We start from the raw sequence: 25,581 nt of genomic DNA, 5'->3' as shown, positions 1-25,581 counted from the left end.
ATCCATGTAGCTCGGGAATTGCTCCAGGGGCTGTTTTTTGAAAAGAGACGGCGCCAGCTTTGGGGCGCGCCGTCACAGGAGCTTGCCAGATGAGCGCGTATGACGTGGACCTGTTTGTCATTGGCGGTGGTTCCGGCGGCGTGCGCGCGGCGCGCATCGCGGCGACCCACGGCGCCCGCGTCATGGTCGCAGAAGAGTTTCGCATGGGCGGCACCTGCGTCATTCGCGGCTGCGTGCCGAAGAAACTGCTGGTTTACGCCAGCCGTTTCGCTCACGAATTCAGCGACTCCGCCGGTTTCGGCTGGACGCTGCCCCAGGCCCCGGCGTTCGACTGGGCCAGCCTGATCGCCCGCAAGGACGCGGAAATCACCCGGCTGGAAGGCCTGTATCGCAACAATCTGGCCAATTCCGGCGTCGAGATCGTCGACGCCCGCGCCGTGATCGCCGGTCCCAACGCCGTGCGCTTGCTGCCCGATGGCCGCATCGTCACCGCGGAGCGCATCCTCGTCGCCACCGGCGCCTGGCCGACGCAGCTTCCCGGCGTGCCTGGCGTCGAGCACGCCATCACCTCCAATGAGGCCCTGCACCTGCCGCGCCAGCCGCGCCGCATCATGGTCGTTGGCGCCGGCTACATCGCCGTGGAATTCGCGGGCATTTTCGCCGGCCTCGGCAGCGAGGTGACGCTTGTTCATCGTGGCGACCGGCTGTTGCGCGGCTTCGATCATGACCTGCAGGATGGCCTCGCAGCCGCCCTTGACCAGCAGATGGACCTGCGCCTCGGCCGCCAGTTGGCGCGCATCGATCGCACCGGCGACGGCCTGGACGTTGCGTTGAGCGATGGCGAAACGGTTCAGGTCGACGCGGTGCTGATGGCGATCGGCCGCCTGCCAAATACCCGTGGCCTGGGGCTGGAAGAAGCCCGCGTCAAGCTGGATGCGCTGGGCGCGGTGCAGGTGGACGACTATTCCTGCACCAGCGTTCCGTCGATCTATGCCGTGGGCGACGTGACCAATCGCGTCAATCTGACCCCGGTCGCCATTCGCGAAGGCCACGCCTTCGCCGACACCGTGTATGGCGGTCGTCCCACCACAGTCGATCATCGCCTGATTCCGACCGCGGTGTTCTCGACGCCGGAGATCGGAACCGTCGGCCTGACGGAGGAGCAGGCGCGCGCCAGCCACGGCGACGTGCTGATCTTCCGCACCGCGTTCCGCCCCATGAAGGCGACCCTCTCCGGCAGCGCCGAGCGGATGATGATGAAGATCATCGTCGATCGCGTCACGGATCGGGTGCTTGGCGTGCACATTCTTGGCGAAGGGGCGGGCGAGATGATCCAGGTCCTCGGCATCGCCGTGAGCATGGGCGCGACCAAGGCGGACTTTGACCGGACCATCGCCGTGCATCCCACCGCGGCCGAGGAGTTGGTGACCCTGCGCACGCCGGTCAATCCGTAACCCGGAAACAGGCGGGCGCGACCCGCCTGTTTTTGAGCGCCTCCGGGCGGCGCGCAGCCCCCAGGTCGCTCCGCCCTGAAGGCGCCGCTCAAAAGACTTCATTATTGTTAACTTCGGCGGTATAAGCCCCGCTTCCGGGAATGTCCGTCGCAGCGCAACAGCGTCAGCCGGCGAGGCGCCCGACAATAACGGGCAGGGCGCATTCGTCATCATGGGCGGTTGCGTTTCAGGCAAATGCCCGGGGGCAGTGCGGCGGCTGCCATCCACAAACGGCCCGCCGCGGGAGTGACGAAGATGAGTGAGCGGTGGACGCCCGCCTCATGGCGCCAGAAACCAGTGCAGCAGATGCCAGCCTATCCCGACGCCGCCGCCCTTGCGGCTGTCGAGGAGCAGCTGTCCGCGTTTCCGCCGCTGGTTTTTGCCGGTGAGGCTCGGCAACTGAAGCGCGCGCTCGGCAAGGTCGCTGCTGGCGAAGCTTTTCTGCTTCAGGGCGGCGATTGCGCCGAAGCATTTGCCGAACATAGCGCCGACAATATCCGCGACTTTTTCCGCGTCTTCCTGCAGATGGCGGTGGTGCTCACCTTCGCCGGCGCCTCGCCGGTGGTGAAGGTTGGCCGCGTCGCCGGTCAGTTCGCCAAGCCGCGCTCGGCCAACACCGAGACCATCGACGGCGTCGAACTGCCGAGCTATCGCGGCGACATTGTCAACGACATCGGTTTCACCGCCGATGCGCGTTCGCCGGATCCGCGTCGCCAGCTCATGGCGTTCCGCCAGTCGGCCGCGACGCTGAACCTGATCCGCGCCTTCGCCAACGGCGGCTACGCCAATCTGGACAACGTTCATCGCTGGATGCTGGGCTTCGTCAAGGACAGCCCGCAGTCGGGCCGTTACCAGGAGCTGGCCAACCGCATCACCGAATCGCTCGACTTCATGCGGGCCATCGGCATCGATCCGGAAACCCATCCGGAGATGCGCTCGACCGAGTTCTACACCAGCCATGAGGCGCTGCTGCTCGGTTACGAACAGGCGCTGACCCGCGTCGATTCGACGACCGGCGACTGGTACGCCACCTCCGGCCACATGCTGTGGATCGGCGATCGCACCCGTCAGCTCGACCATGCCCACGTGGAGTATTTCCGCGGCGTGCAGAACCCGATTGGCGTCAAGTGCGGTCCCTCGCTCAGCGGCGATGAACTACTGAAGCTGATCGACGTGCTGAACCCGGAGAACGAGCCAGGCCGCCTGACGCTGATCTGCCGCTTCGGCGCCGACAAGGCTGGCGATCATCTGCCAGGCCTGGTGCGGGCGGTGCAGCGCGAGGGCCGTTCGGTGGTGTGGTCGTGCGATCCGATGCACGGCAACACGGTGAAGGCTGGCTCGTTCAAGACCCGGCCGTTCGACCTCATCATGTCGGAAGTCAAAACCTTCTTCGACGTGCATGCGGCTGAGGGAACCTACGCCGGCGGCATCCACCTGGAGATGACCGGCAAGGACGTCACCGAATGCACCGGCGGCGCCCGCGCCATCTCCGAGGCCGGTCTGTCCGACCGGTACCACACCCACTGCGACCCGCGCCTCAACGCGGAGCAGGCGATCGAGCTGGCCTTCCTGGTCGCCGAGCGCCTGAAGCAGGAGCGCTCCGACAAGCTGCGCGACCAGCGCGCCGCCGCGGCCGAGTAAGACCGACAAGCGCCAGACAGGCAAAAGCCCCGGATCCTGCCGATCCGGGGCTTTTTTTTTTCCGGAATGCGCGCCTGGCGCCGGTTAACTGGCGATGTTGTCGGTTTCGATAACCTCCGCGTAGCGATCGGCGATTTCCGCAAGGGCAACGCGGTGCACCTCAGACGCCGCGACAGGGCTGCCGTCCAGGGCGTCCGGCAGGGCCCGCGTCGCGGCGGCGTCCGCCGCCACGAAGCTGTTATGCCCATGATCCAGCGCCGAACGCGCCGTGGCGCTGACGCACATGTGGGTCATGAACCCGGCGATAATCAGTTGCGGGCGGCCAAGTTCCCGGACGATTGCGTCCAGGTCGGTTCCGGCGAAGGCGTTGGGCAGGCGCTTGTGCACGATCGGCTCGGCCCCCTGGGGCGTTGCCTCGGTCAGGAAAGCGCCGCCGGGTCCTTCAGGATCGAACAGGCCGCCCGGCCGGCCAATCTGGGCGATATGAATGATGGGCGTCGCCGCTGCGCGGGCCCTCTGGAGGAGCAAGGCCAGCCGCTCCACGGCCCGGTCGATTCCGGCCAGCGGCAGGCTGCCGGAGCGATATTCGTTCTGGGCGTCGACGATGACCAGCGTCGCCTGGGAAAGCCGGGCGCGTTGCGGCTGGGCGCCGGCTAGCGAAAGCAGGGTGCGGGGCGTATCGGTTGCAGGCGGCATCGGCGATCTCCTCGGGCGTCAGGCGCGCATTCAGGGCCTCGCCATGGCGCGCGTGGCGATGAGTGCAGCATGGCGGGCCAGGCCTGTCCATTGGCTGGGCGCCCGGGGCGGCAAATCCAGAAGCAGGGCTGCCCTGGCGTTGCTTCTGCGTCCGGGCTCGGTCATAACCGGCCCATGATCCAGATCGCCCCCGGCAGCGTCCCCATGATCGTCCGTTTCGCCCCTTCGCCCACCGGCTATCTGCATATCGGCAACGCGCGCACGGCCTTGCTGAACGCGCTGCTGGCGCGGCGCGCCGGCGGGCGCTTTATCCTGCGTCTCGACGACACGGACCTGGAGCGCTCACGCGCCGAATACGCGGCGGCGATCCGTGAGGATCTGGCCTGGCTTGGCCTGACGCCGGATGATGAGTTCCGCCAGTCCGACCGCATGGCGGTCTATGAGGCCGCGGCCCAGCGTCTGCGCGACGCCGGCCGGTTGTACGCCTGCTATGAAACCGCTGATGAACTGGACCGACGCCGCAAGCGCCAGCTGGCGCGCGGGTTGCCGCCGGTCTATGACCGCGCGGCGCTGAAGCTGAGTGAAGCGGAAAAGGCCGATCTTGAAGCCCAGGGACGTCGTCCGCACTGGCGCTTTCTGCTGGAGCCGGGCGTGGTGACCTGGACCGATCTGGTGCGCGGCGACTCACGGGTGGAGAGCGGCTCGCTGTCAGACCCGGTGCTGATCCGTGAGGACGGCAGCTTCCTCTACACGCTGCCGTCGGTGGTCGATGACGTTGACATGGGGATCACCCATGTGGTGCGCGGCGAGGACCATGTCACCAACACTGCCGCCCAGATCCAGATTTTTGAAGCGCTGGGCGCGGCGCCGCCACTGTTCGGGCATCATAACCTGCTGACCACGGCGAGCGGCGAGGGGTTGTCGAAGCGTCTCGGCCACCTCTCCCTGCGCGGCCTGCGCGACAGCGGCCTGGAGCCGATGGCGGTCGCCTCGCTGGCGGTTCTGGTCGGCACGGCGGAGGCGGTGCGCCCCATCGCCGGTCTCGACGCCCTTGCCGCCCTGGTCGATCTGTCCGGCATTTCCCGCGCGCCCGCCAAATTCGATGAGAGCGAGCTGGCCAATCTCAACGCCCGGCTGCTGCATGACATGGCGTGGATTGACGCCGCGCCGCGTCTGGCGGCGTTGGGCCTTGCCGCGACGGAACCGCTGTGGCTGGCGGTGCGCGGCAACATCAGCCGTCTTGCCGAGACGGCGGACTGGATCCGCATCATCGCCTCAGGTCCGGAGCAGGCGTCGGATGCAGGCATGACCGACGGCTTCCGCGCCGCCGCCCTCGCCGCGCTGCCTGCTGAACCCTGGTCGACGGAGACGTGGAAACAGTGGACCAGCGCCATCCGCGACCAGACCGGCGCCAGGGGCAAGGCCCTGTTCATGCCGCTGCGTCTCGCGCTCACTGGCCGGGAGCACGGCCCGGAACTGGCGGCCCTGCTGCCACTGATCGGCCGGCCCGAGACCCTGCGCCGTCTCGGGGGCGCATAAGCGGGCAGGGGGCCTCCGGGACGTTCCTGCGCACGACGTCCTGACGGCGTCAATCTGACGATCAGTCAGCCGGCCGCCTTGCCAGCGCGCCGCTGGCTTTCATCCGCTCGTCGCTTGCGAGGATTGGCCTGGCCAGACTTGCCCCAGATCTGCCCCCAAGACTTGCCCTCAAGACCTGCCCCAAGACCTGCCATGGCCGCCATTCGCGAAGGCGCCGCTGAAAGGCGGCCCGCACCAGCCCGGGCCGAAAGCGCCGCAAGGCGTCTCGTCGCGCCGCCAGTTCCAGCAGGACGCTGGTCTTCGACAGTCAAAACCGCTGCGCCGCGCGCCGCCTGGCGCCGCCGCGATGGGCGCCGCTCAAAACGCCGCGCCGGCCGCGCTCTGCCTCAGCGATCCTTGCTCAGCGCTCCTTGCCTGGCTCTGTCGGCTCCACAAAGATGTTCGGAGCCACGACGCGCACCTTGGCGCGCTGGCCGCCCTGGCCCACGGTTTCGCGCACCTGGCCTTCGCGGGCGCCAACGGTCTGTTCCTCGTTGATCGTCTGCGGGCCAATGCCGGAGGATTCGTGCGAGGCGGTCGGCAGGGTGGACGGATCGACGGGCGCTTCCTCATCAGCCTCGGCGGCTGGCGTCGGCGCCGGCTTCCTGCTGGCGGCGACGGTTTTCGGGCGCGACAGCTCTTCCGCCTTCTCCTCCGTAACGATCATGTCGCCCCGGCCAGATTTCAGCATGTTCTCGGCCGGCTGCAACGCGGTCGCCCAGCTCTCGTCCGCCTTGCGGCACGAGCAGGCGGGGTCGAAGGATTTCTTGTATTTTCCGGCGTTCGGCAGTTCCGTATAGGGCTTGCCCTCACGATTGCCAGCGCGTTCGATGACCCCATCGCCAGACATGAAATACACCAGCGTCTGCGTGCTGGGGCAAAGCGCCTGGCACATGTCCTCCGCGCCCTCGCGACGGTTGGAGGGCAGAGGGAAGAAAAAGCCGTCGCAAGCACGCACGCAGACCACGCGGGAGCCACCGTAACGCGGCGAACCTTCGGTCGCCTGACGGTGCGTGTTCATTTCATACTGCTGCTGGTCCGGCGGAGGCGGGGCGGCCTGGCCGCCGCCAAACAGCCGCTCGAAGAAGTTTGGCTCACGCTGGCCGCCGGGGCTGCAATAGCGGGCGATGGCGGCCATGAGCGCCTGGCGTCGGGCGGGATTGCCCTGGGCCTGCCCCTGGGCGCTGGCGTAGGCGCCCTGCAGCGCGCGCAGGCGCCCGTCGATCTGGCTGCACTGGGGCGGCCGGTCGCCAAAGAACAGGAAGCCGCGATCGCAACCAAGTCGCGACCGCTGCGCCTGCAACTGGATGATCTCGCCACGAATCTGGCTGGCCTGGCCCGCCGCCTGCGGGTTGCCGCGCGACAGCGCCGCGAGTTCGGCCCGATACTGGTCGCAGGCCGGCGACTGCGCCGCAGCCACGACGGCGCTTGCCGTGAGCGCCATGGCGCCAAGGCTGACGATTTTCAGCATGCGCCGGCCTGTCGCCGACAGTCGGGCGCCGATCCCGGAAGGGACGGTGGCGTCGGACAGGGCATTGGAAGCTGGCGCGCGCCGCAGGTTCATCGAATCATCCCGCTATCGCATTTTCAGGAGACGCGGACGCCGCGTCGCGGGGAGAAAATGCGCCAAAGCAAAAAGTTAGAGTGCGTATCTGTCAGCCTGGGCCAGATCTCAGGCGTGTTGAAGCCTGTCATCCGGCAGCTGTCCGCAAGTGACCATTCTATCTCGCCGCAAATGCGGCGGTTCGCAAGTTTTCCAGCGATCTCAGCGTGCGTCAGGCGTTGCATGATCCCACATGCGTGGCCTGGCGGACACGGCGCAGCGGGTCCGCATCCTGACGGGTTTGCCTGGCGGGTTCGCTTGCCAGACGCCTGCTTCGTCGCCATGTGTGTGCCTGGAAGCGGTGTGACCATTGCAGTGGCGTGATCCACCTGAACCCAGCCGGATTGTCGCGACAACCCGGGCGCCGTTGCCTTCGTGGCGGCGAATCCATCCGAAGTGAAGTTCTTCCCGCAGGGGATAAAGCGTTTTCCGGCATGGCGGCGTCCGCCTGGCGGGACATGCTCTGGCAGGCAGGAAATCAACGCACATGACCAGCGCCGGAACGACATCCAGCCAAAATGGCGGCGCCCATCGAACCGGCGTCGGGACGGGGCGCGGCCTGACCCGGACCGCCTTGCGGCTCTTCGCCGCCGGCGTTGTCGCCGCCACGGCGACGATGGCCGTGGCTCCGGCCGCCCTGGCTGACGGGCCGGACGTCATCCTGAAGAAATCCACCGTCTGGAAGTTCATGACGCCGGACGACAAGCTGGTGGTCTATGGCATCGACGATCCGCTGGTTGACGGCGTCGCCTGTCACTACACGCTGCCGGAGCGCGGCGGCGTCAAGGGCATGCTGGGGGTGGCCGAGGAGGTTTCCGATATCTCGCTCGCCTGCAACCAGACCGGGCCGATCACGATCAAGGAGAAGTTCGCCCAGGGCGACGTGGTGTTCTCCGAGCGCCGTTCGCTGATTTTCAAGAAGATGCAGATCGTCCGCGCCTGCGACGCGAAGCGCAATACGCTGGTTTATCTGGTGTATTCAGACCGGGTGATCGAAGGCTCGCCCCAGAACGCCACCGCCGCCGTGCCGATCGCCCCCTGGGGCGGCCAGGGCGGCCCGGTGAAGTGCGCCGACTGGCTCAAATGAACTGAAGCATTCGGCGGCAGGCGCTTGACGGCGCGTCCGCGCCGTCGCAAAACGGTCCCATGACGACGGCCCGCATTATTTTTGCGATCTGCATTATAACCGGCTAGCGCGCTGCGCGGCCCGGAGCCGTCCCCTTTTCAGAACCTGAAAATTGGATTGCACTCCCGGCCGCCGGCCTTGGGAGAGGTACGACCGTGCAAATCGATGTGCAGAACGACGCGCCCGACAGCGCGCGCCGCGCCGGCGACGCCGCGCCGCAGCAGGCTGGCGCAGGCCTGGCCGGGGACGGTGCATCCGGGGACAGCGCCCTGCGCCTGTACAACACCCTGACCCGCGCGAAGGACGACTTCCGTCCCATCGATCCGGCCAATGTGCGCATGTATGCCTGCGGCCCCACGGTTTACGACGACGCCCATATCGGCAACGCGCGCCCCATCATCGTCTTCGACGTGCTGTTTCGCGCGCTGCGCCAGCTTTATGGCGAAAGCGGCGTGACCTACGTCCGCAACATCACCGACGTCGACGACAAGATCAACGCCCGCGCCGCCGAGCGCGGCGTCACCATCCGCGACCTCACCGAAGTCACGGCGCGGCGCTTCCACGCCGATATCCGCGCCCTTGGCGTGCTGATGCCCGACCAGGTGAACGTGGAGGGCGAGCCGCCGCGCTTCATCGAGCCGCGCGCCACCGAGCACATCGTCGAGATGCGCGATCTCATCGGGCGCCTCATCGCCCGCGACATCGCCTACGTGGCCGAGGATCACGTGCTGTTCTCCGTGGCCGCCATGGGGCGCAAGGCAGGCATGCCGCGTTATGGCTCCCTCGCCAACCGCTCGCTGGATGAAATGCTGGCTGGCGCCCGCGTCGAGGTGGCGCCCTACAAGCGCGACCCCATGGATTTCGTGCTGTGGAAGCCGTCGAAGGAGAACGAGCCGGGCTGGCCGTCGCCGGGCGACATCGCCGTTCCAGGCCGCCCCGGCTGGCATATCGAATGCTCGGCCATGTCGTGGAAGCACCTGATCCAGGGCTTCGCCGGGCGCGTCGCCTGCGAGCCGGCCGAGGTCAATGTCTTCGACATTCACGCCGGCGGCATCGATCTGGTGTTCCCGCACCATGAGGACGAGATCGCCCAGTCGTGCTGCGCCCTCGATGCGCCGCGCATGGCCAACTACTGGCTGCACAACGGCTTCCTTCAGGTCGAAGGCCAGAAGATGTCGAAGTCGCTCGGCAATTTCGTCACCATTCGCGACCTGCTGACCAGCGGCAAGTTCGGCGGCCCGTGGGCCGGGCCGGTGATCCGCTGGGCCATGCTGGAAACGCACTACCGCCAGCCCATCGACTGGACCGAGAAGCGCCTTGCCCGGGCGCAGACGGAGCTGGAAACCATCGCTGGCGCCATCGGCGCCCTGCAGGGCCGATTCTTCGGCGGGTGCGATATCACCTTGCGGCGGTGGATCGCCGATCTGGATCAGGCGCCGCCGGCGCCGTTCCTCGGTTTCCTGCTGGACGATCTCAACACCCCCGGCGCCATCGGCTGGGTGCGCGGGCTGATCGGCCGCATGGCCTCGGATCTGGAGGCCGCCGGCCAGGTGATCCGCGCTTTGTCGTTCCTCGGCCTGGTCAGCCGCCAGACGCCGCTGGCCCTGGCCGCGCCGCTTGGCTGCGGCCAGTTCAGCCCGGAAACCGGCATGTTCGGCTTCAGCATGAGCCGCATCTGGCGCACGGCGCACGTCAATGGCGACGCCCGCCTGCTGGAATCCACCCGCGAGGAGCTGGCGCGCAAGAAGATCGCCATCGAGACGGACGCCAACGGTCTGGTGTCCTTCCGCAGCGAGGCGGACGACGATCCCGCACTGGCGCGGGTCAACGCGCTCATCGCTGACCGCGCCGACGCCCGCGCCCGCAAGGACTGGGCCGAGGCCGACCGGATTCGCGACGAACTCGCCGCCATGGGCGCGGTGGTCAAGGATACGAAGGACGGCGGCGTCTCCATCGAATGGGTCGCGGGAAAATAGGGGCCGGCCATGGGACAGCAATTCAGCGCGGGCCTGCGCCCGTTTCTGCCGTCGGACGGCCCGGTGCTGGCCGACATCTTTCGTGAAGCCATCCATGTGCTGGCGGAGGACGACTATGACGACGCCCAGCGCGACGCCTGGGCTTCCGCCGCTGACGACGCGGAGGCTTTCACCGGCCGCCTTGCCGGAAACCTGACGCTGGTCGCCGTTGTCGGCGGCTCGGCTGCCGGTTTCGCCTCGCTGCGCGGCAAGGACCACATCGACATGCTGTTCGTGCATCCATCCGTCGCTGGGCAGGGCGTCGGCGCCATGCTGCTCGGCGCCCTGGAAAAGCTGGCGACGGCGCGCGGCGCCACGGCGTTGACGGCGGACGTCAGCGACGTGGCCTCGCATCTGTTCGGCAAACTGGGGTTTGAGCCGCAACGGCGCGAGACCGTGGATATCGACGGCGTCTGGCTTGGCCGCACCGCCATGCGCAAGCAACTGGCCGGCAACAATGACAAAAACACCACGCCTGGGGGGCGGCAATGACGCGGGAACGGCTGTATCTGTTCGACACCACGCTGCGCGACGGCGCCCAGACCACCGGGGTCGACTTCTCCCTCGATGACAAGCGCCAGATCGCCAGCATGCTTGACCGGCTTGGGATCGACTACGTGGAGGGCGGCTATCCGGGGGCCAATCCCACCGACACCGAGTTCTTCCAGGAAAAGCGCACGAAGAACGCAACCTTCACCGCTTTCGGCATGACCCGCCGGGCTGGCCGCTCCGCCGCCAACGATCCAGGCGTCGCAGCCCTGCTCGACAGCAGCGCGGACGCCATCTGCTTCGTCGCCAAGAGCTGGGATTACCAGGTGCACGTGGCGCTGGAAGTGCCGCTTGAGGAAAATATCGCCGGCATCCGTGACAGCGTCGCCGCCGCGAAAGCGACCGGCCGCGAGGTGATGCTTGATTGCGAGCATTTCTTCGATGGTTACAAGGCCAATCCCGAATATGCCCTGGCCTGCGCGAAGGCGGCCTGGGAGTCCGGCGCCCGCTGGGTGGTGCTGTGCGACACCAACGGCGGCACGCTGCCCGACGAGGTGGAGCGCATCGTCGGCGAGGTCGCGCGCCATGTCCCGGGCGACCACCTTGGCATCCACCCCCATGACGACACCGGCTGCGCCGTCGCCAACGCCCTGGCGGCGGTGCGCGCCGGCGCCCGGCAGATCCAGGGCACGCTCAATGGCCTCGGTGAGCGTTGCGGCAACGCCAATCTGGTCTCGCTGATCCCGACCCTGATGTTGAAGGAGCCCTACGCCTCGCGCTTCCAGCTTGGCGTAACGCGGGAGGGGCTCGCCGGTCTCACCCACGCCTCGCGGGCGCTGGATGAGGTGCTCAACCGCGCGCCCAACCGCCATGCGCCTTACGTCGGCGCCAGCGCCTTCGCCACCAAGGCCGGCATCCACGCCTCGGCGGTGCTGAAGGACCCGCGCACCTATGAGCACGTGGAGCCGGAAACTGTCGGCAACAGCCGCCAGTTGCTGGTGTCATTGCAGGCTGGCAAGTCCAACATCCTGGCCGAGCTGGAGCGGGTCGGCATCCAGGTCGACAGGGATGACCGCCGCATCGGCCGGCTGCTTGAGGTGGTGAAGGAAAAGGAAGCGGCGGGCTACGCCTATGAGGGCGCCGACGCGTCGTTTTACCTGCTGGCCCGCCGCGTGCTGGGCGATTTGCCGGAGTTTTTCGACGTGGAGCGCTTCAGCGTCAGCGTCGAGCGCCGGTTCAACGCCCTGGGCGAGCAGGTGACGGTGGCCCAGGCGGTCGTGAAGGTCCGGGTTGGCGACGAGGAGCTGATTTCGGTGGGCGAGGGCAACGGCCCGGTCAACGCCCTCGACGTCGCCTTGCGCAAGGATCTGGGCAAGTACCAGCCGTTAATCGAGGGCCTCGGCCTGCGCGACTTCAAGGTGCGGGTTTTCCAGGGCGGCACCGACGCGGTGACCCGGGTGCTGATTGAAAGCGGCGACCGTAGCGGCGACAGCTGGGTGACGGTCGGCGTCAGCCCCAATATCATCGACGCCTCGTTCCAGGCCCTGACCGATTCCATCGTCTACAAGCTGGTGAAGAGCGGCGCGGAGGCGTGACCGGACGGGGCAGGGACAGCCGACGTTGGAACCGGGCGAACTGGAACAGTTGGCGCCCGTCTTGTGAACCGGTCGTTGTTCCTGGGCGGGGTGCGCGGCTCGCGCCGGGGGCGCCTCTGGCGGGCCCCGGTGTCCCGGATTGCACGGAGCGTTCACCCGCTGGCGTCAGATAAAGGGTGTGTGCTCAAGCGCATCCATCAAAGGCTGCTCACCCCTTTCGATGCCGGCTGTCTTGTCGTGGACCCGGCTGGCGCCTCTGAACTCTTCCGCTCTGGCCGCGGCAGGCATGGAGTCTGGCTTTTGCTGCGGGGGGCGCATTGCGGCGCGCGGTTTTGTTGCCCTGTCCGGGATTGGCGGAACCATCGCCGGTGGCAATTCCCGGGACGGCGCCGCGGCGAGCGATCCGATACGTTTCGGCGGCGGGGGAGGAAGCAGGACGCTTCCGGCTTTCGCCTGCCTTGCCCGGAATTCTCCAAGAAAAGGCAGCGGCTCGCGATCTCCGAGAATACGGGTTCGCACGATATCCCGAGGCGGGACGACCTCGCCGCCAGGGAGGCGGACGCTGCTCTCTGGAAGAATCTGAACAGGAGAGTGCGTCGTGGTTTCGGCCCTGACCTGGAACAGGTCCCCTATGTCATTCGGCGCGGGCAGGCTTGAGTGTGGGGCGATATGAAGAAAATGTCGGAAATCCGTTGGGGCGCCGATGTCGCCAGCGTTGATTTTTTTCTTGCCCGTACTGTCAGGAGGAAGCTCAACCATGTCGATGCACCGGGTGACGGATGAGATCATGTTGCCGCCGGTTGATCGCCTTGCGGCACGAATAATCAGACGTCAATTTGGGTTGTCAGTGATCCGGACGCGATGTGTGTTCCGGCGAATTTATTGTAATTTATCAAATTATCTGTAGTGATTGTAAATTTTTATAGATCAAATATTTTATTCCCATATTTTTCCTGAAGATCGTCGGTTGCCGGGCGTTTAACAATAGCGACTGCTACTGTGGCGCGCAGCATGTGCAGGAAACGCCTGTCCCAGCCAGAGTCGGATCGCGCCCTTGCGGAGCAGAAGATCATCCAGGCAAGTCAAGCCCGGCGGCGGCAGAAACCAGAGTTCGTTGCCCCCTGCGGCTGCCCCCAACGAAGCCGGACGCTGTCAGTGCGAGGGACGCATGCGTCGCCGAATTCCGGGAGACGCCGCGGAGTTGTGGTTACATCCTGCGATGCGTCTACGCCGGGCTATTCCCAGGCGATGTAAACAGCCAGCGGGTCATCTGCTCGGACTGGTTGAATCCCAATGGCGAAATATTGATGCAATCCATTGTTGGATAACAAAAAAGGCTGGCGCGAGGCCAGCCTTTTCGTTCGCATCAGACAAGAAGCGCTTACTTCTTCTCCGCGTCCACCGGCGGGTCGAGACGGGTGCAGCCGCCGTCGGCGATCGAACGCATGATGTCGTCGGCCTTGACCACCTGCTTGATCTTCAGCAGGTCCCATTCGCCGTTCTTCACTTCTTCCGGCTTCTTCACCTCGACGAGCAGCATGTCGTTCATCAGGCGGCCGTCGGCGCGGACCTTCGCGCCATGGGCGAAGAAGTCGTTGACCGGAGTCTCCTTCATCTTGCGCATGACGGTCTTGCCATCGGTGGACCCAGAGTCCTTCACGGCCTGCAGGTAATGCTTCACCGAGCTGTAGACGGCGGCGTGGGTGTGGTCTGGCATGCGGCCGTCATTGACAGCGGCGAAGCGCTTGGCGAACGCGCGGCTTTCATCGTCACGGTCCCAATAGTAGCCCGAGAGATACTGCACGCCCTGGGTGGCCTTGGCGCCGAGCGCATGGACCGAGGTCAGATAGAAAATCAGCACGCCGAGCTTCTGGTTGCCTTCGCCCACCTGGAACTCGCGGGCCTGCTTCAGGCTGGTCACCGTGTCGCCGGAGGCATTGGCGAAGGCGACGATGTCGGCGCCGGAGGCCTGGGCCTGCATCAGGAACGACGAGAAGTCCATGGTGCCGACCGGGTGGCGGACGGAGCCGAGCACCTTGCCGCCATTGGCTTCAACGACCTTGGTCACCTCGTTCTGCATGGCGTGGCCGAAGGCGTAGTCGGCGGTGATGAAGTACCAGGTCTTGCCGCCCTGTTCCACGACCGACTTGGCGAAGCCCTTGGCCAGCGAATAGGTGTCGTACAGCCACATGGCGCCGGTGGGCGAGCAGGACTTGCCGAACACCTCGGCGGTGGCCGATCCGGAGTGGACGACGATCTTGCCGCGCTCGCGGGCGATTTCCTGCACCGCCAGCGAGATCGCCGAGTTGCCGATGTCGAAGATCGCCTCGACGCCTTCCTGATCATACATCTGGCGGGCCAGCGAGGCGCCCATGTCAGTCTTGTTCTGGTGGTCAGGCCCCAGAACCTTGATCTTCATGCCGTTGATTTCGCCGCCAAAATCCTGGGCGGCCAGCTCGGCCGCGCGCACGGAGCGGACGCCGCCGGCGTCGGCGAACACCGAGCTTTTGTCATTGAGAACGGCGATGTTGAGCGACTTCTTCTCCTGGGCCGAAAGACCGGCCAGAGGCGTCGCCACCGCGAGGCTGAGCGCCAGGCAGCGCAAGAACATGGATTTCATCATTCCCTCCCGGAAGCACGGCCGCGCGCTTCCGGGCCAGGACCCGCCGGGCCGCTCGCCCGTTGTCCGGGCTGTTCCCCAAAAGGGCGGCGTGATGGCGGACCGGTCAGGGGCTGACGGGCCATGCATGAGACAAGGGGCTCTACTAGCCTGGCGAGCCCGGCGGCGCAATCACGTCCGCGTGAGCCTTTAGGATAGGAGCATGACTCGAAAAGGCCTGGAAAGGGCTCTCCAGCAGACCAGGCCCCAACCTGCTCAAGAAGCTTGAGAACGAACCGCGCAATCCGCCGGCCGCGGCGCGGGCAGCGCCTCTCAGAACGGGCCCGGCGCCGGCGGCCGGTCGTCATCGGGGGCCGGCGCCGCCGCGCGGGCGACCGCGATGGCGGCGAGCAGGGCGTCGATGGCTTCAGCCGGCTCCGTGGCGGTCATGTAGGAGGCGTCGAGGCCGGGGCGAAGGAACATCGCCTGACGCATGTGTTGCAAAAGCTCGAACAGCGGATCCCAGAAGCCCAGGGTGTTCAGCACCATGATCGGGCGCGTGTGCTGGCCAAGCTGCGACCAGGTCATCTGCTCGACCAGCTCCTCCAGGGTGCCGATGCCGCCTGGCAGGGCGAGGAAGGCGTCCGCTCGCTCGTACATCAACCGTTTGCGGGTGTGCATGTCAGAGACGATGACGGTTTCCCGGCCTGCTTCCGCCGGGTCCGGCATGTGTTCGCGGCGGATCAGGAAATCGGGAATGATGCCGGTGACGCGGCCGCCATGGGCCAGCGCGCTGCGCGCCACCTCGCCCATCAGCCCGATGTCGCCGCCGCCATAGACCAGGCCGACGCCCTGCTGGGCCAGCAGGGCGCCGACCAGACGCGCGGCCTCCGTGAACTGCGGGCTGGCGCCGGCTCCCGAACCGCAAAATACGCAGATGGCGCGCGCCTCCCCATCGGGGCGTCTGAAATCCGGACTGGTCATTTGGCGTACGTTGCTTCCTCTGGGCATGATGTAATGGCGACGCGCGTCTGTATACTCATCGCGGTTGCTTCCGGGTGGTCGCATGGAGATTGAGCACGGATGAGCGAGCCTGCACTGCCGCCTGTCAACGTCAAAACAATTGCGCGCGTGGCGTTGGCGCTGGTCGCGCTGGCGAGCGCCGGCATTCTGATCCTGACATTCGGACCATTGCGTGACAGGGGCTCGCATTCGCCGGTCGCGGGCGCCGGAGATCCCCAGCCATTTTCGCAGGCTGGCCCCGCGGCGAAGGCGCCGTCTGGCGACGCATCGGGCGCGACGGCCGTTCCGGGCGAGAGGACGGGCCCGACGGGCGGGGCGCCCCGGCAGGCCGTCGCTCCGCAAGGCGACGCCGCAGGGACGGCCGCGCCAGGAGGGGCGCCAAGCTTCGACGTTGTTCGGGTCGAGCCAAACGGAGAGGCGGTCATCGGCGGCCGCGCCAGGCCGGACGCCGCCATCGAGCTGGTGATGACAGAGGCTGGCGGCGCGGCGCCGGCGGCGGAGCCGCGCGTGTTGCAGCGGGCGGTGACTGATGCCTCAGGCCTGTTCGCCATGACCAATGGCCCGCTGCCCCCAGGCGCCCATGTGCTGTCCCTGCGGGTCAAGGCCCCGGATGGAACATGGACGGCCTCCCGCCAGACCGTCAGCGTCACCATACAACCGCCGAAGCCGCCGCTGGTGGCCTTGCTGGCGCCGGACAGGCCGACGGTGCTGATCTCAAGTCCTGAACAGAAGCCGGCCATGGCGGGGGCGAAGGACGCGGAAGCAAAAAACCCGGGTTCTGGCGACGGCGACAGGGCCGGGCCGCCCGCCAGTCCAAACGGGGCGGCTGGCGGCGCGACGTCCGCCGCGCGCATATCCCAGGTGGAGACCGACGATGGCGGGCGCCTGTTCGTGGTCGGGTCAGCCAGGCCGGGCGCAACCGTCAGACTGTACCTCAACGACGCACTGCTGGCTTCGGGCGTCGCCAGCGCCAGCGGAGTCATCGAGTTCGCCCTGCAGTCGTCGCTGCCAGCGGGCGATTATCGCGTGCGGCTGGACATGGTCGATCCGGCGACGGGGGCGGTGCTGTCGCGGGCCGAGGCGCCCTGGGAGAACGTCCATGCGACCGTTTCGGGCGGCGCCGGGCGCCAGGCAAAGGACGGGCAGGCGGCTTCGGTCGCGAAGAAGCCCTCGCAGGACGCCATTCAGGCGGTCCCGGTGCGCACCCATGTGGTGGCGCGCGGCGACACCCTGTGGAGCATCAGCCGCCGCACCTACCAGCTCGGCTCCCGCTACACGACGATCTACGACGCCAATCAGGACCAGATCACCGACGCCAACCGGATTTATCCGGGGCAGGTATTTGTCCTGCCCGAGAAGGACCCAACCGCGCGACCCCGCGCTGGCGATGCGGCGCCCGGGGGGCCTTCTCCGGACCATGGCGTGAGGCCTGGGGAAGAGAAGTAGCCGGATCAGCCAGCAAGGCGGCAACCTGGCGAAGCCTGGTCGCCACGTTTGAAACCGGCCATAAAACAGCGGGATAGCGCGGAATTCTGATTCAGTTTGTCCATCGATCGGGCGCGCTTGGCTTGTCCCGGCTGACAGGGACGGTTCCCGGCGACGATCCCCGGCGCGACTTCGCCTGCACGCGCCGACAATCAGCGCTTGCATATGACAGGGGCCATCATCATCCTGGCGCCGCGATGGTCGCCGGCGCGTTTGTCATCGCCTGGACGTTTTCTGGCGAAAAAGCCGCCAGTCCAGTGCGATAGGGCAAGATCCCGATTCAGTTTGACAGGATTTTGCGCCGGTCGTCGCGATGGCGTAAGGCTGCCGCCAGGGCGCTTTCGGGAAAAGTGGGGTCCGCTTTCCGCGAATGGAGTGGGCCCGATCAAAGCGATCGGTCGCTACTGACGAACCGGGTTCACCGGCAGCGGTCAGGCGACTGGAGCGAATGAATGCCTCCGCCGCCAGCGGCGACATTCGGTTGGAAGGTTTTGGATGTCCCGCGGTTTCGGGCGTAATGCCGGCGCGCTGCCCGCGCCAGATTCCTCCGCATCGTCCGGCGACAACGGCGGCCTGCTTGGCGCCGCCCGCCGGCTCGCGCCTTATGTCTGGCCGCCGGCCGATCGCGGCGACCTGCGCCTGCGCATCTATGTCTCGACGGTGCTCATCCTGGCGGCCAAGCTGGTCACCGTCGGCATGCCCTATGCCTACAAATGGGCTACCGACGCGCTAGCCGGCGACCAGCCGCTGGCGGCCGGCTCCAGCCTCGCGTGGCTGTGGCAGGCGCCTCTGGTCCTGACCCTGCTTTATGGGCTGACCCGCATCGCCATCGCGGTGCTCACCCAGATGCGCGACGCCATTTTCGCCACCGTGACCATGGCGGCGGTGCGGCGCCTGGCCCGCGACACCTTCACCCACATGAACCAGCTGTCGCTGCGCTTCCATCTGGAGCGCCGCATGGGCGGCCTGACCCGGGTGCTGGAGCGGGGGCGGACCGGGGTGCAGGAGCTGTCGCGCCTGTTCGTGCTGCAACTGCTGCCCACCATCGTCGAGTTCGGCCTGGTGCTGGCGGTGCTGACGCTGGAGTTCGACTGGCGGTATGCCCTGATCGTCGTCGTGATGGTGACGAGCTATATTCTCTATACCTTTTTCGCCACCAACTGGCGCATCGCCATCCGCAAGCGCATCAACGAGAGCGACAATCTGGTGCAGACCCGCGCCGTCGATGCGCTGCTCAACTTCGAGACGGTGAAATATTTCGGCGCCGAGGCCCGCGAGGCGAAGCGCTACGACGAATCCATGGCCCGCTACGAGCGCAACTCCGTGCAGAGCTACGTGTCGCTGGCGGTGCTGAACGCCGGCCAGGTGGTTATCTTCACGCTCGGCCTCACCGCCGCCATGGCGCTGGCCGTGCATGACATCCGCGCCGGCAGGACCACGGTCGGCGGTTTCGTCATGATCAACGCCATGCTGATCCAGCTGTCGATTCCGCTAAACTTCATGGGCATGATCTACCGCGAGGTGAAGCAGTCGCTGCTCGACATTGGCCAGATGTTCGCCGTGCTCGATCAGGCGCCGGAAATCCGCGACGCGCCGGATGCGAAGCCGCTGGCCGTGACCGGGGGCGCCGTGCGCTTCGAGGACGTGCGCTTCGCCTATCATCCCGACCGGCAGATCCTGAAAGGCGTCAGTTTCGAGGCTCCGGCCGGGCGCACCCTGGCCATCGTCGGCGCTTCCGGCGCCGGTAAATCCACCTTGTCGCGGCTGCTGTTCCGTTTCTATGAACCGTCCTCCGGCCGCATTCTCATCGACGGTCAGGACATTTCCAGGGTGACCCAGGACAGCCTGCGCGCCGCCATCGGCATGGTGCCGCAGGACACCGTGCTGTTTAACGACACCATCGCCTACAACATCCGCTATGGCCGCTGGGATGCGAGCGACGACGAGGTGAGGGAGGCGGCGCGCCTCGCCCAGCTTGCGCCGGTGGTGGCGGCCATGCCGGCTGGCTACGACACGCTGGTGGGTGAGCGCGGCCTGAAGCTCTCCGGCGGTGAGAAGCAGCGCGTCGCCATCGCCCGCACCATTCTGAAGGCGCCGCCGATCCTGGTGCTGGACGAGGCGACCTCGGCCCTTGACAGCTTCACGGAGCGCGAGATCCAGGACGCGCTGGCGGCGGTGAGCCGTGGGCGAACCACGCTGGTCATCGCCCATCGCCTGTCGACCATCGTCAACGCCGACGAAATCATGGTGATGGACCAGGGGGAGGTGGTGGAGCGCGGGACCCACGAGGCGCTGCTGGCGGCGGGCGGGGTTTACGCCGGCCTGTGGAATCGCCAGCGCCGCGCCGAACAGGCCCTGCAGACGCTGAAAGAAACCGGCGAGGAGGAAATGGCCGCGGGGGCCAAGGCCGCCGGCTGAAGCGCGCGGCCGGGGGCGACCTGTGCAATTGGCTGTGTGAAGCCGTCCCGGCGCCATCTGAAAATCTCCTTGCGTCAGAATTGCCGCGTTCACAGCTGGCCCGTTGTGTTACAGTGAAGGGGCGATGCGTGGCCGTTCCACACATGGCGCATGTGAAGGCGCCTGGTGACCCTGGCGGATCGCTGTCAGCTCAATGGGGCGGGCGGTCGCCATCCGGTCGGGCCGGCGTAGCTGCATCTTCGACGTGATCCCCGAAAGCCCGCCGGGTTTTCGGGGATCACGTTCATGTCTGGACAGGTCAGCGCGGTCGCCTGAGCGCTTTCCAGCCAGACGGGCGTGTCTGGTCGATCAGAATTCGCTCAAGACAGGGAAACCTGGAGCGGCCAGTTCCGGCTGTATTTGAGCAAACCGTATTGTCGCCCAAGGTTGTTTAAAGGCCCGGGGCTGTTTTAACGCCAGGGGTTCTGGTTCTACGCATTGTCATCCGGGAAGCGGGGTCGTTTCGCCGGGGATGCTCAGGGAGCGCGAATGTCGATCTACAACTCGGTCCGTGAAACGCTGGTTCCGATCCACAAGGAGGGGTACCCGTTTATCGCCATCGGGGTCGTGGCGTCATTGCTGCTGGGTTGGCTGTGGGAGCCGCTGGGCTGGATCGGCGCGCTCATCACCCTGTGGATCTGCTATTTCTTCCGCGATCCGGTGCGCGTCACGCCCCAGGACGAAGGCCTGGTGATTTCCCCGGCGGACGGCCGCGTCAGCAGCATTGTCGAGGTGGTTCCGCCGCCGGAGCTGGCGCTGGGAACCGAGCCGATGCTGCGCATTTCCGTATTCATGAACGTGTTCGACGTGCACGTGAACCGCGCCCCTGTCGCCGGTCAGGTGCGGCGCATCGCCTATACGCCGGGCCTGTTCCTCAACGCTGATCTGGACAAGGCCAGCGAGGACAACGAGCGCAGCGCCATGGTCATCGAAACCCCGCGCGGCCCGGTCGGCGTGGTGCAGATCGCGGGCCTGATCGCCCGCCGCATCGTCGGATTCGTCCAGGAGGGCGACGCCCTGACCACCGGCCAGCGCTATGGCCTGATCCGCTTCGGCTCGCGCGTCGACGTGTTCCTGCCCATCAGCGTCACGCCGCTGGTTGGCCTGAACCAGCGCGCCGTCGCCGGCGAGACCGTGCTGGCTGACCTGCGCGCCGGCGGCCCGCGCCGCACTTTCGTCAGCGCCTGAACCTGGAGGGCGCGCGATGGCCGATCTGTTTCCACCTTTCCCGCCTGACAATGGCGAGCCAAGACGTCGCGGCCTGAAATCGGTGCCATTGCGCGTCCTGGTTCCCAACGTCATCACCCTGGTGGCGTTGTGTCTTGGCCTCAGCGCCATCCGCCTTGGGATCGAGGGCAAGCTGGAGCTGGCGGTCGTCGCCATCCTCGCCGCCGCGATCCTTGATGGCGTCGACGGGCGGGTGGCCCGGCTGCTGAAAGGCACGTCGCGCTTTGGCGCCGAGCTGGATTCGCTGGCTGACTTCGTCAATTTCGGCGTCGCTCCAGCCTTGTTGATGTACACCTTCACGCTCGACGGCCTGCGTTCGGTTGGCTGGATCGTGGCCCTGGTCTACGCGGTGGCCGCCGCGCTGCGGCTCGCCCGTTTCAACGTGATGCTGGATGACCCGTCGCGTCCGGAATGGATGAAGAACTATTTCGTCGGCATGCCGGCCCCGGCTGGCGCCCTGTGCGCCCTGCTGCCGGTTTACTTCCATCTTCTGGGCCTGCCGACGCGCAATTTCGCCGGGCTGATCGCCGTCTTCATGCTGGTCATCGCCTTCCTGATGGTGTCGAAGACGCCCACGTGGTCGGGAAAAACCCTCGGCCAGCGCATTCCGCGCGAGTGGGTGTTGCCGCTGTTCGTCGCCTGCGTGCTCGTGGTCGGCCTGCTGGCCAGCTACACCTTCGAGGTGCTGTCGGTGATCACCATCGCCTATCTGGCGTTGATTCCGGTGGGGGTGCTGTCGTACCGGCGCAATCTCCAGCGGCAGCCGCCCGTGACTGTGGCGGCGTCGGCATCGACGCCCGTGGAAGCGGCCGCCGCGTCGCCGCCCGCCGATGACCGGGCCTGAGCCGGCTCCCGGTTTTCTTCCGTACTGATCTGATCGCCGGAGACTGATTGAATGACGGCAGGAACTTCGCCGGCCTTGCGCCTGGTTCTCGCGTCGGCTTCGCCGCGCCGGCTCGCCCTGCTGGAGCAGGCGGGCGTCCAGCCCGCGGCCCTGTTGCCGGCTGATATCGACGAGACGCCGCAGAAGGCGGAAAAGCCGCGCGACTACGCCCGGCGCATGGCGCGTGAAAAGGCGCGCGAGGCGGAGCGGCTGCTCAGGGAAACCGACGCCCAGGCGGATTCTTATGTGCTGGCGGCCGACACGGTGGTTTCGGTCGGCCGTCGCATTCTGCCGAAGACGGAGCTGGTGGAGGAGGCGGACGCCTGCCTGCGCCTGCTTTCGGGGCGCACGCACCGGGTTTACACGTCGGTTTGCCTGATTTCGCCGCGTGGCGGCGAGCGCGACCGCATCGTTGAAACGCGGGTGCGCTTCAAGAATCTGGCGCGCGAGGATCTGGCGGCCTATCTCGCCTCTGGCGAATGGCGCGGAAAGGCCGGCGGTTACGCCATCCAGGGCCTTGCCGGCAGCTTCGTGGTCAAGCTGGTCGGCTCCTATACCGCGGTGGTCGGTCTGCCACTATATGAAACAGTCAACCTGCTGGCCGGCGAAGGCTATCCCGTGCGCGCCAGCTGGTCGGCGGGCTGAGGCCAGACCCGGTCTGTGCCCGACCGGTATTGGTGAAGCGGACAAGGCCCGGCGACGCAAGGCATTTTTCGGTCAGGACATGCGCCGCGCTGATGCGTGCTTTTTGCAGGTCGCAGGCGCGTCAGCATCTTCGCGATCGCGCATGAAGGCGCATGAAGGGTCTTGGGAGACTGCGATATGAATGACAACAGTTTGAAGCAGGACAACCAGCCCCAGGCTGGGGGTGCGGCCGGCAAACGCGCTGGTGGTCCGGCAACGGGCAAGGCCGCGCGCGTTGTGGCCTGCCCGGTCTGCGGCAAGCCCACCAGCGCTGCGCACGATCCATTCTGTTCGGCGCGTTGCGCGGATGTCGATCTCAACCGCTGGCTCACGGGGTCTTACGCCATTCCTGGCCGTCCGGTTATGGATGACGAGGCGGAGGACTGACGCCCAAAACCCAATGAGCTTGGCTCATTGGGGGGCGAGCGAAGCGGTTTTCCGGGTTTCTGGCGGCGCGCGGCATGTCCGGCAAGAACATGCGTCACGCAGATCCGGGCTTGCAGGTCGCAGGCGCATTTGCGCCTACGGGGAATGCCTGACGCGTATCAGACCGGAACGCTGGGCAGGATAAACGGGAAAATCGCGAGGGCGGACACCACGACCAGCACGAGAGCCACGACCGCGGCGCGCACGCTGCCTTCATGGCCAGTTTCCTGAACCGGGATCGCTCCGGCGTGGCCCCCTTTTGCCTGGGCGGCGGAAACCTGGTGACCGATATCATATGTCATGATGCGCCTCTGACCCCGCCGCTGCCGCGCCGGGCTTTCTGAAGTTGCGCGCCCTTGTCTGGCTGGCCTCTGGCCGCGCCAGATCATTCCGGCGCGATCGTGCCGGCGGGTGCGTGCTGTTTTCATATGGGGCGGGGCGGTTGACCGGACGATCAGGCGGCTCGCCGTTGTCTGGCGTGGTAACGTTGGCCCGCTTCCAATGGTTCCCATCATCATGGGAATTTTTGTGCTTTGCGGCGTGTCGCGCCGCACGTGGCGGGGCGCGGGGCTGCCGGGCGCAAAAAGCCGTTCAAATTCGCCGCATTTGCTCTACAACCGCTGTCAGCAACACATGGTTCAGTAACAAATGTCATGGTCTGCCGGACGCCGCGCAGATCATGAAAAAACAGACGCGCCGGGAGGAAACATGGCTGATTTCAGCGATATGAACGTTATTGTCACGGGCGCGGCCACGGGGCTTGGCGCGGCGACGGCCATTGGCCTTGCCCGCGCCGGCGTATTGCGTCTGGCGCTCAATTATTCGTCCAGCAAGGAGGCCTGCGAGGCGACGGCCGAGGCCTGCCGCGCCGCCGGCGCCCGCGACGTGCGCGTGGTGCAGGGCGATGTTTCCAGCGACGGGGACTGCCGTCGCATCGTCGCCGCGGCTGCTGACTGGGGCGCAATCCACGCCCTGGTCAATAACGCGGGCACGACCATGCATGTGCCGCATGGCGCGCTCGACCAGCTTTCGGCTGAGGATTTTCATCGCATCTATGGCGTCAACACGGTTGGCCCGTTCCAGATGGTTCGCGCCGCACGCAGCCTGCTGGAGGCCGGGGCCAACGCCTGGGGCATTCCCGCCTCGGTGGTGAACGTGTCGTCCATCGCCGGCATTTCCGGCATCGGCTCTTCCATCGCTTATGTCGGCTCGAAGGCGGCGCTCAACGGCATTACCCTGTCGCTGGCGCGCGCGCTCGCGCCGTTGATCCGCGTCAACGCCCTGTGCCCGGGCTATATGGACACGCCCTGGTTCGTGAAAGGCACCGGTCAGGACGCCGCCGACAAGCTGCGTGAGTCGGTGAAGCAGACCACGCCGCTCAACGCCGCCCCGACCCCTGACGACGTCGCGGAAGCCGCCGTGTTCCTGGCGGGGCCGGGCTCGCGGTTCATGACCGGCGAAATCGTCCCTTACGACGCCGGTTCGCGACTCACGGGGCCAGGCCCGCGCAAGCGGTGAACTGCGCCACGCAGGCCGCAAGTGCTCCGCGCAAGCGGTAAAGGACCCACTCAGGCGGCGCATGGCGGCCCGCGTCGTCGGGTGAAATTCCGGTTGAGGTTGACCGAATTTCCTCCAGGGCGCTGGCAAGCGCCGTCAGATGCGCTAACAGGTGTGGCGAAAGACAGTTTTCATGCGGACGCATCGCGCCGGCCGCCATCACATTCGACAGGAGTAGTTTTCCATGAAGCTTGAAGGCATTACCGCCCTCGTCACCGGCGGCGCGTCCGGTCTCGGCCGCGCCACTGCGGAGAAGCTGATCGCCGGCGGCGCCAACGTCGTCATCGTTGACCTGCCGACCTCCGATGGCGCCAACACGGCGAAGGAACTGGGCCCCAAGGCGCAGTTCGCGGCCGGCGACGTCACCAGCGAAGCCGACATGCAGGCGGCGGTCGATCTCGCCAACGCCAACAACAACCTGCGCGCGGTGGTGCACTGCGCCGGTCGCGGCGGCGCCCTGCGCATTCTCGACAAGGCCGGCAATCCTGGCGCGCTCGATCATTATGAAATGGTGGTGCGCATCAATCTGATCGGCACGTTCAATGTGCTGCGTCTGGCCGCCGCCGCCATGGCGAAGAATGATCCGGTGGGCGAAGAGCGCGGCGTGGTGATCAACACCGCTTCGGTGGCTGGCTATGAGGGCCAGATCGGCCAGATCCCGTACGCTTCGGCCAAGGCCGGCATCATTGGCATGACCATTGTCGCCGCACGCGACCTGGCCAACCGCGGCATCCGCGTCAACACCATCGCGCCCGGCATCTTCGACACGCCGCTGCTCGGCCGCCTGCCGGAGCCGGTGCGCCAGTCGCTGGGCGCCAGCGTGCCGTTCCCGCAGCGTCTGGGCACGCCGCAGGAGTTCGCCCTGCTGGCCTCGCACATCATCGAGAACCCGATGCTCAACGGCGAGACCATCCGCCTCGACGGTGCCATTCGCATGGCCCCGCGCTGAGCCTTGCCGGTTTCCGGAGCGCTTCCGCCAAGGCGGGCGCTCCGGAACGGACATT

At 66.6% G+C, this 25,581-nt stretch carries 21 protein-coding genes; 15 read left to right on the top strand and 6 right to left on the bottom strand.

The window, feature by feature from the left end; genetic code table 11:
- Positions 1-89: 89 nt before the first annotated feature.
- Entirely contained in the window at positions 90-1,454 is a 1,365-nt protein-coding gene (gene gor / locus IE243_RS14435) for a glutathione-disulfide reductase (protein WP_191320093.1), read from the top strand.
- A 294-nt stretch (positions 1,455-1,748) separates the two neighbouring features.
- The gene (locus tag IE243_RS14430) at positions 1,749-3,134 is read left to right on the top strand and encodes a class II 3-deoxy-7-phosphoheptulonate synthase (protein ID WP_191320092.1); all 1,386 of its coding nucleotides are present in this window, start codon (positions 1,749-1,751) and stop codon (positions 3,132-3,134) included.
- Positions 3,135-3,218: 84 nt separating this feature from the next.
- On the opposite strand, the gene IE243_RS14425 is transcribed toward IE243_RS14430, so the two are convergent.
- Positions 3,219-3,830 (bottom strand): cysteine hydrolase family protein, encoded by a 612-nt coding sequence (locus tag IE243_RS14425; protein WP_191320091.1) that lies wholly within the window; start codon positions 3,828-3,830, stop codon positions 3,219-3,221.
- Between the two features lie 204 nt (positions 3,831-4,034).
- On the opposite strand from IE243_RS14425, the gene gltX reads away from it, so the two are divergent.
- On the top strand, positions 4,035-5,369 hold the full coding sequence (gene gltX, locus IE243_RS14420; RefSeq protein ID WP_191320127.1) for a glutamate--tRNA ligase: 1,335 nt from the start codon (positions 4,035-4,037) through the stop codon (positions 5,367-5,369).
- A 400-nt stretch (positions 5,370-5,769) separates the two neighbouring features.
- Here the strand turns inward: gltX and IE243_RS14415 are convergent, their stop codons facing one another.
- Positions 5,770-6,972 carry a DUF2865 domain-containing protein gene (locus tag IE243_RS14415; RefSeq protein WP_191320090.1) on the bottom strand — a complete coding sequence of 401 codons (1,203 nt, stop codon included), beginning with the start codon at positions 6,970-6,972 and terminating at the stop codon, positions 5,770-5,772.
- A gap of 655 nt (positions 6,973-7,627) precedes the next feature.
- Here IE243_RS14415 and IE243_RS14410 point away from each other — a divergent pair.
- The 4 genes from IE243_RS14410 to cimA all read left to right on the top strand — a co-directional run bounded on the left by IE243_RS14410 (position 7,628) and on the right by cimA (position 12,236).
- On the top strand, positions 7,628-8,098 hold the full coding sequence (locus tag IE243_RS14410) for a CreA family protein (protein ID WP_244643188.1): 471 nt from the start codon (positions 7,628-7,630) through the stop codon (positions 8,096-8,098).
- 308 nt (positions 8,099-8,406) lie between these two features.
- Positions 8,407-10,113 (top strand): cysteine--tRNA ligase, encoded by a 1,707-nt coding sequence (gene cysS / locus IE243_RS14405; RefSeq protein WP_191320126.1) that lies wholly within the window; start codon positions 8,407-8,409, stop codon positions 10,111-10,113.
- 9 nt (positions 10,114-10,122) lie between these two features.
- Complete coding sequence (locus IE243_RS14400) at positions 10,123-10,644, top strand: GNAT family N-acetyltransferase (protein ID WP_191320088.1); 522 nt, start codon at positions 10,123-10,125, stop codon at positions 10,642-10,644.
- The gene (gene cimA, locus IE243_RS14395; RefSeq protein WP_191320087.1) at positions 10,641-12,236 is read left to right on the top strand and encodes a citramalate synthase; all 1,596 of its coding nucleotides are present in this window, start codon (positions 10,641-10,643) and stop codon (positions 12,234-12,236) included. The genes IE243_RS14400 and cimA overlap by 4 nt, the downstream gene beginning before the upstream one ends.
- A gap of 165 nt (positions 12,237-12,401) precedes the next feature.
- Here cimA and IE243_RS14390 read toward each other — a convergent pair whose 3' ends face one another.
- The 3 genes from IE243_RS14390 to IE243_RS14380 form a co-directional block, all read right to left on the bottom strand.
- Positions 12,402-13,025: a hypothetical protein gene (locus IE243_RS14390; RefSeq protein ID WP_191320086.1), complete on the bottom strand. Its 624-nt coding sequence runs from the start codon at positions 13,023-13,025 to the stop codon at positions 12,402-12,404.
- A gap of 592 nt (positions 13,026-13,617) precedes the next feature.
- Positions 13,618-14,856: an ABC transporter substrate-binding protein gene (locus tag IE243_RS14385; protein WP_244643178.1), complete on the bottom strand. Its 1,239-nt coding sequence runs from the start codon at positions 14,854-14,856 to the stop codon at positions 13,618-13,620.
- Positions 14,857-15,168: 312 nt separating this feature from the next.
- Positions 15,169-15,819: an LOG family protein gene (locus IE243_RS14380; RefSeq protein ID WP_191320084.1), complete on the bottom strand. Its 651-nt coding sequence runs from the start codon at positions 15,817-15,819 to the stop codon at positions 15,169-15,171.
- A 99-nt stretch (positions 15,820-15,918) separates the two neighbouring features.
- Here IE243_RS14380 and IE243_RS14375 point away from each other — a divergent pair, with 99 nt between their 5' ends.
- From IE243_RS14375 to yacG, 6 genes are all read left to right on the top strand, one after another.
- Positions 15,919-17,304: a LysM peptidoglycan-binding domain-containing protein gene (locus IE243_RS14375; protein ID WP_191320083.1), complete on the top strand. Its 1,386-nt coding sequence runs from the start codon at positions 15,919-15,921 to the stop codon at positions 17,302-17,304.
- Between the two features lie 534 nt (positions 17,305-17,838).
- On the top strand, positions 17,839-19,761 hold the full coding sequence (locus tag IE243_RS14370) for an ABCB family ABC transporter ATP-binding protein/permease (protein WP_191320082.1): 1,923 nt from the start codon (positions 17,839-17,841) through the stop codon (positions 19,759-19,761).
- A 528-nt stretch (positions 19,762-20,289) separates the two neighbouring features.
- Entirely contained in the window at positions 20,290-20,988 is a 699-nt protein-coding gene (locus IE243_RS14365) for a phosphatidylserine decarboxylase (protein WP_191320081.1), read from the top strand.
- Between the two features lie 16 nt (positions 20,989-21,004).
- Complete coding sequence (pssA, locus tag IE243_RS14360; protein WP_191320080.1) at positions 21,005-21,871, top strand: CDP-diacylglycerol--serine O-phosphatidyltransferase; 867 nt, start codon at positions 21,005-21,007, stop codon at positions 21,869-21,871.
- Positions 21,872-21,922: 51 nt separating this feature from the next.
- The gene (locus tag IE243_RS14355) at positions 21,923-22,555 is read left to right on the top strand and encodes a Maf-like protein (protein ID WP_191320079.1); all 633 of its coding nucleotides are present in this window, start codon (positions 21,923-21,925) and stop codon (positions 22,553-22,555) included.
- Positions 22,556-22,732: 177 nt separating this feature from the next.
- Positions 22,733-22,981: a DNA gyrase inhibitor YacG gene (gene yacG / locus IE243_RS23950; protein WP_191320078.1), complete on the top strand. Its 249-nt coding sequence runs from the start codon at positions 22,733-22,735 to the stop codon at positions 22,979-22,981.
- Positions 22,982-23,139: 158 nt separating this feature from the next.
- Here the strand turns inward: yacG and IE243_RS14345 are convergent, their stop codons facing one another.
- Positions 23,140-23,322 carry a hypothetical protein gene (locus IE243_RS14345; protein WP_191320077.1) on the bottom strand — a complete coding sequence of 61 codons (183 nt, stop codon included), beginning with the start codon at positions 23,320-23,322 and terminating at the stop codon, positions 23,140-23,142.
- A gap of 406 nt (positions 23,323-23,728) precedes the next feature.
- On the opposite strand from IE243_RS14345, the gene IE243_RS14340 reads away from it, so the two are divergent.
- Positions 23,729-24,538 (top strand): SDR family NAD(P)-dependent oxidoreductase, encoded by an 810-nt coding sequence (locus IE243_RS14340; RefSeq protein WP_191320076.1) that lies wholly within the window; start codon positions 23,729-23,731, stop codon positions 24,536-24,538.
- 223 nt (positions 24,539-24,761) lie between these two features.
- Positions 24,762-25,526 carry an SDR family NAD(P)-dependent oxidoreductase gene (locus IE243_RS14335; protein ID WP_191320075.1) on the top strand — a complete coding sequence of 255 codons (765 nt, stop codon included), beginning with the start codon at positions 24,762-24,764 and terminating at the stop codon, positions 25,524-25,526.
- Positions 25,527-25,581 lie beyond the last annotated feature (55 nt).

Source organism: Camelimonas fluminis, assembly GCF_014656355.1.
Taxonomy (GTDB): Bacteria; Pseudomonadota; Alphaproteobacteria; order Rhizobiales; family Beijerinckiaceae; genus Camelimonas; species Camelimonas fluminis.
This window is presented reverse-complemented; position numbering and strand designations above follow the sequence as displayed.

Bases quoted from the DNA above. Each gene is read 5' to 3' on its own strand.
- gor (WP_191320093.1), top strand. From the start codon at position 90: ATGAGCGCGTATGACGTGGACCTGTTTGTCATTGGCGGTGGTTCCGGC.
- IE243_RS14430 (WP_191320092.1), top strand. From the start codon at position 1,749: ATGAGTGAGCGGTGGACGCCCGCCTCATGGCGCCAGAAACCAGTGCAG.
- IE243_RS14425 (WP_191320091.1), bottom strand. From the start codon at position 3,830: ATGCCGCCTGCAACCGATACGCCCCGCACCCTGCTTTCGCTAGCCGGC.
- gltX (WP_191320127.1), top strand. From the start codon at position 4,035: ATGATCGTCCGTTTCGCCCCTTCGCCCACCGGCTATCTGCATATCGGC.
- IE243_RS14415 (WP_191320090.1), bottom strand. From the start codon at position 6,972: ATGAACCTGCGGCGCGCGCCAGCTTCCAATGCCCTGTCCGACGCCACC.
- IE243_RS14410 (WP_244643188.1), top strand. From the start codon at position 7,628: ATGGCCGTGGCTCCGGCCGCCCTGGCTGACGGGCCGGACGTCATCCTG.
- IE243_RS14400 (WP_191320088.1), top strand. From the start codon at position 10,123: ATGGGACAGCAATTCAGCGCGGGCCTGCGCCCGTTTCTGCCGTCGGAC.
- cimA (WP_191320087.1), top strand. From the start codon at position 10,641: ATGACGCGGGAACGGCTGTATCTGTTCGACACCACGCTGCGCGACGGC.
- IE243_RS14390 (WP_191320086.1), bottom strand. From the start codon at position 13,025: ATGATCTCATCCGTCACCCGGTGCATCGACATGGTTGAGCTTCCTCCT.
- IE243_RS14385 (WP_244643178.1), bottom strand. From the start codon at position 14,856: ATGAAATCCATGTTCTTGCGCTGCCTGGCGCTCAGCCTCGCGGTGGCG.
- IE243_RS14380 (WP_191320084.1), bottom strand. From the start codon at position 15,819: ATGACCAGTCCGGATTTCAGACGCCCCGATGGGGAGGCGCGCGCCATC.
- IE243_RS14375 (WP_191320083.1), top strand. From the start codon at position 15,919: ATGAGCGAGCCTGCACTGCCGCCTGTCAACGTCAAAACAATTGCGCGC.
- IE243_RS14370 (WP_191320082.1), top strand. From the start codon at position 17,839: ATGTCCCGCGGTTTCGGGCGTAATGCCGGCGCGCTGCCCGCGCCAGAT.
- IE243_RS14365 (WP_191320081.1), top strand. From the start codon at position 20,290: ATGTCGATCTACAACTCGGTCCGTGAAACGCTGGTTCCGATCCACAAG.
- pssA (WP_191320080.1), top strand. From the start codon at position 21,005: ATGGCCGATCTGTTTCCACCTTTCCCGCCTGACAATGGCGAGCCAAGA.
- IE243_RS14355 (WP_191320079.1), top strand. From the start codon at position 21,923: ATGACGGCAGGAACTTCGCCGGCCTTGCGCCTGGTTCTCGCGTCGGCT.
- yacG (WP_191320078.1), top strand. From the start codon at position 22,733: ATGAATGACAACAGTTTGAAGCAGGACAACCAGCCCCAGGCTGGGGGT.
- IE243_RS14345 (WP_191320077.1), bottom strand. From the start codon at position 23,322: ATGACATATGATATCGGTCACCAGGTTTCCGCCGCCCAGGCAAAAGGG.
- IE243_RS14340 (WP_191320076.1), top strand. From the start codon at position 23,729: ATGGCTGATTTCAGCGATATGAACGTTATTGTCACGGGCGCGGCCACG.
- IE243_RS14335 (WP_191320075.1), top strand. From the start codon at position 24,762: ATGAAGCTTGAAGGCATTACCGCCCTCGTCACCGGCGGCGCGTCCGGT.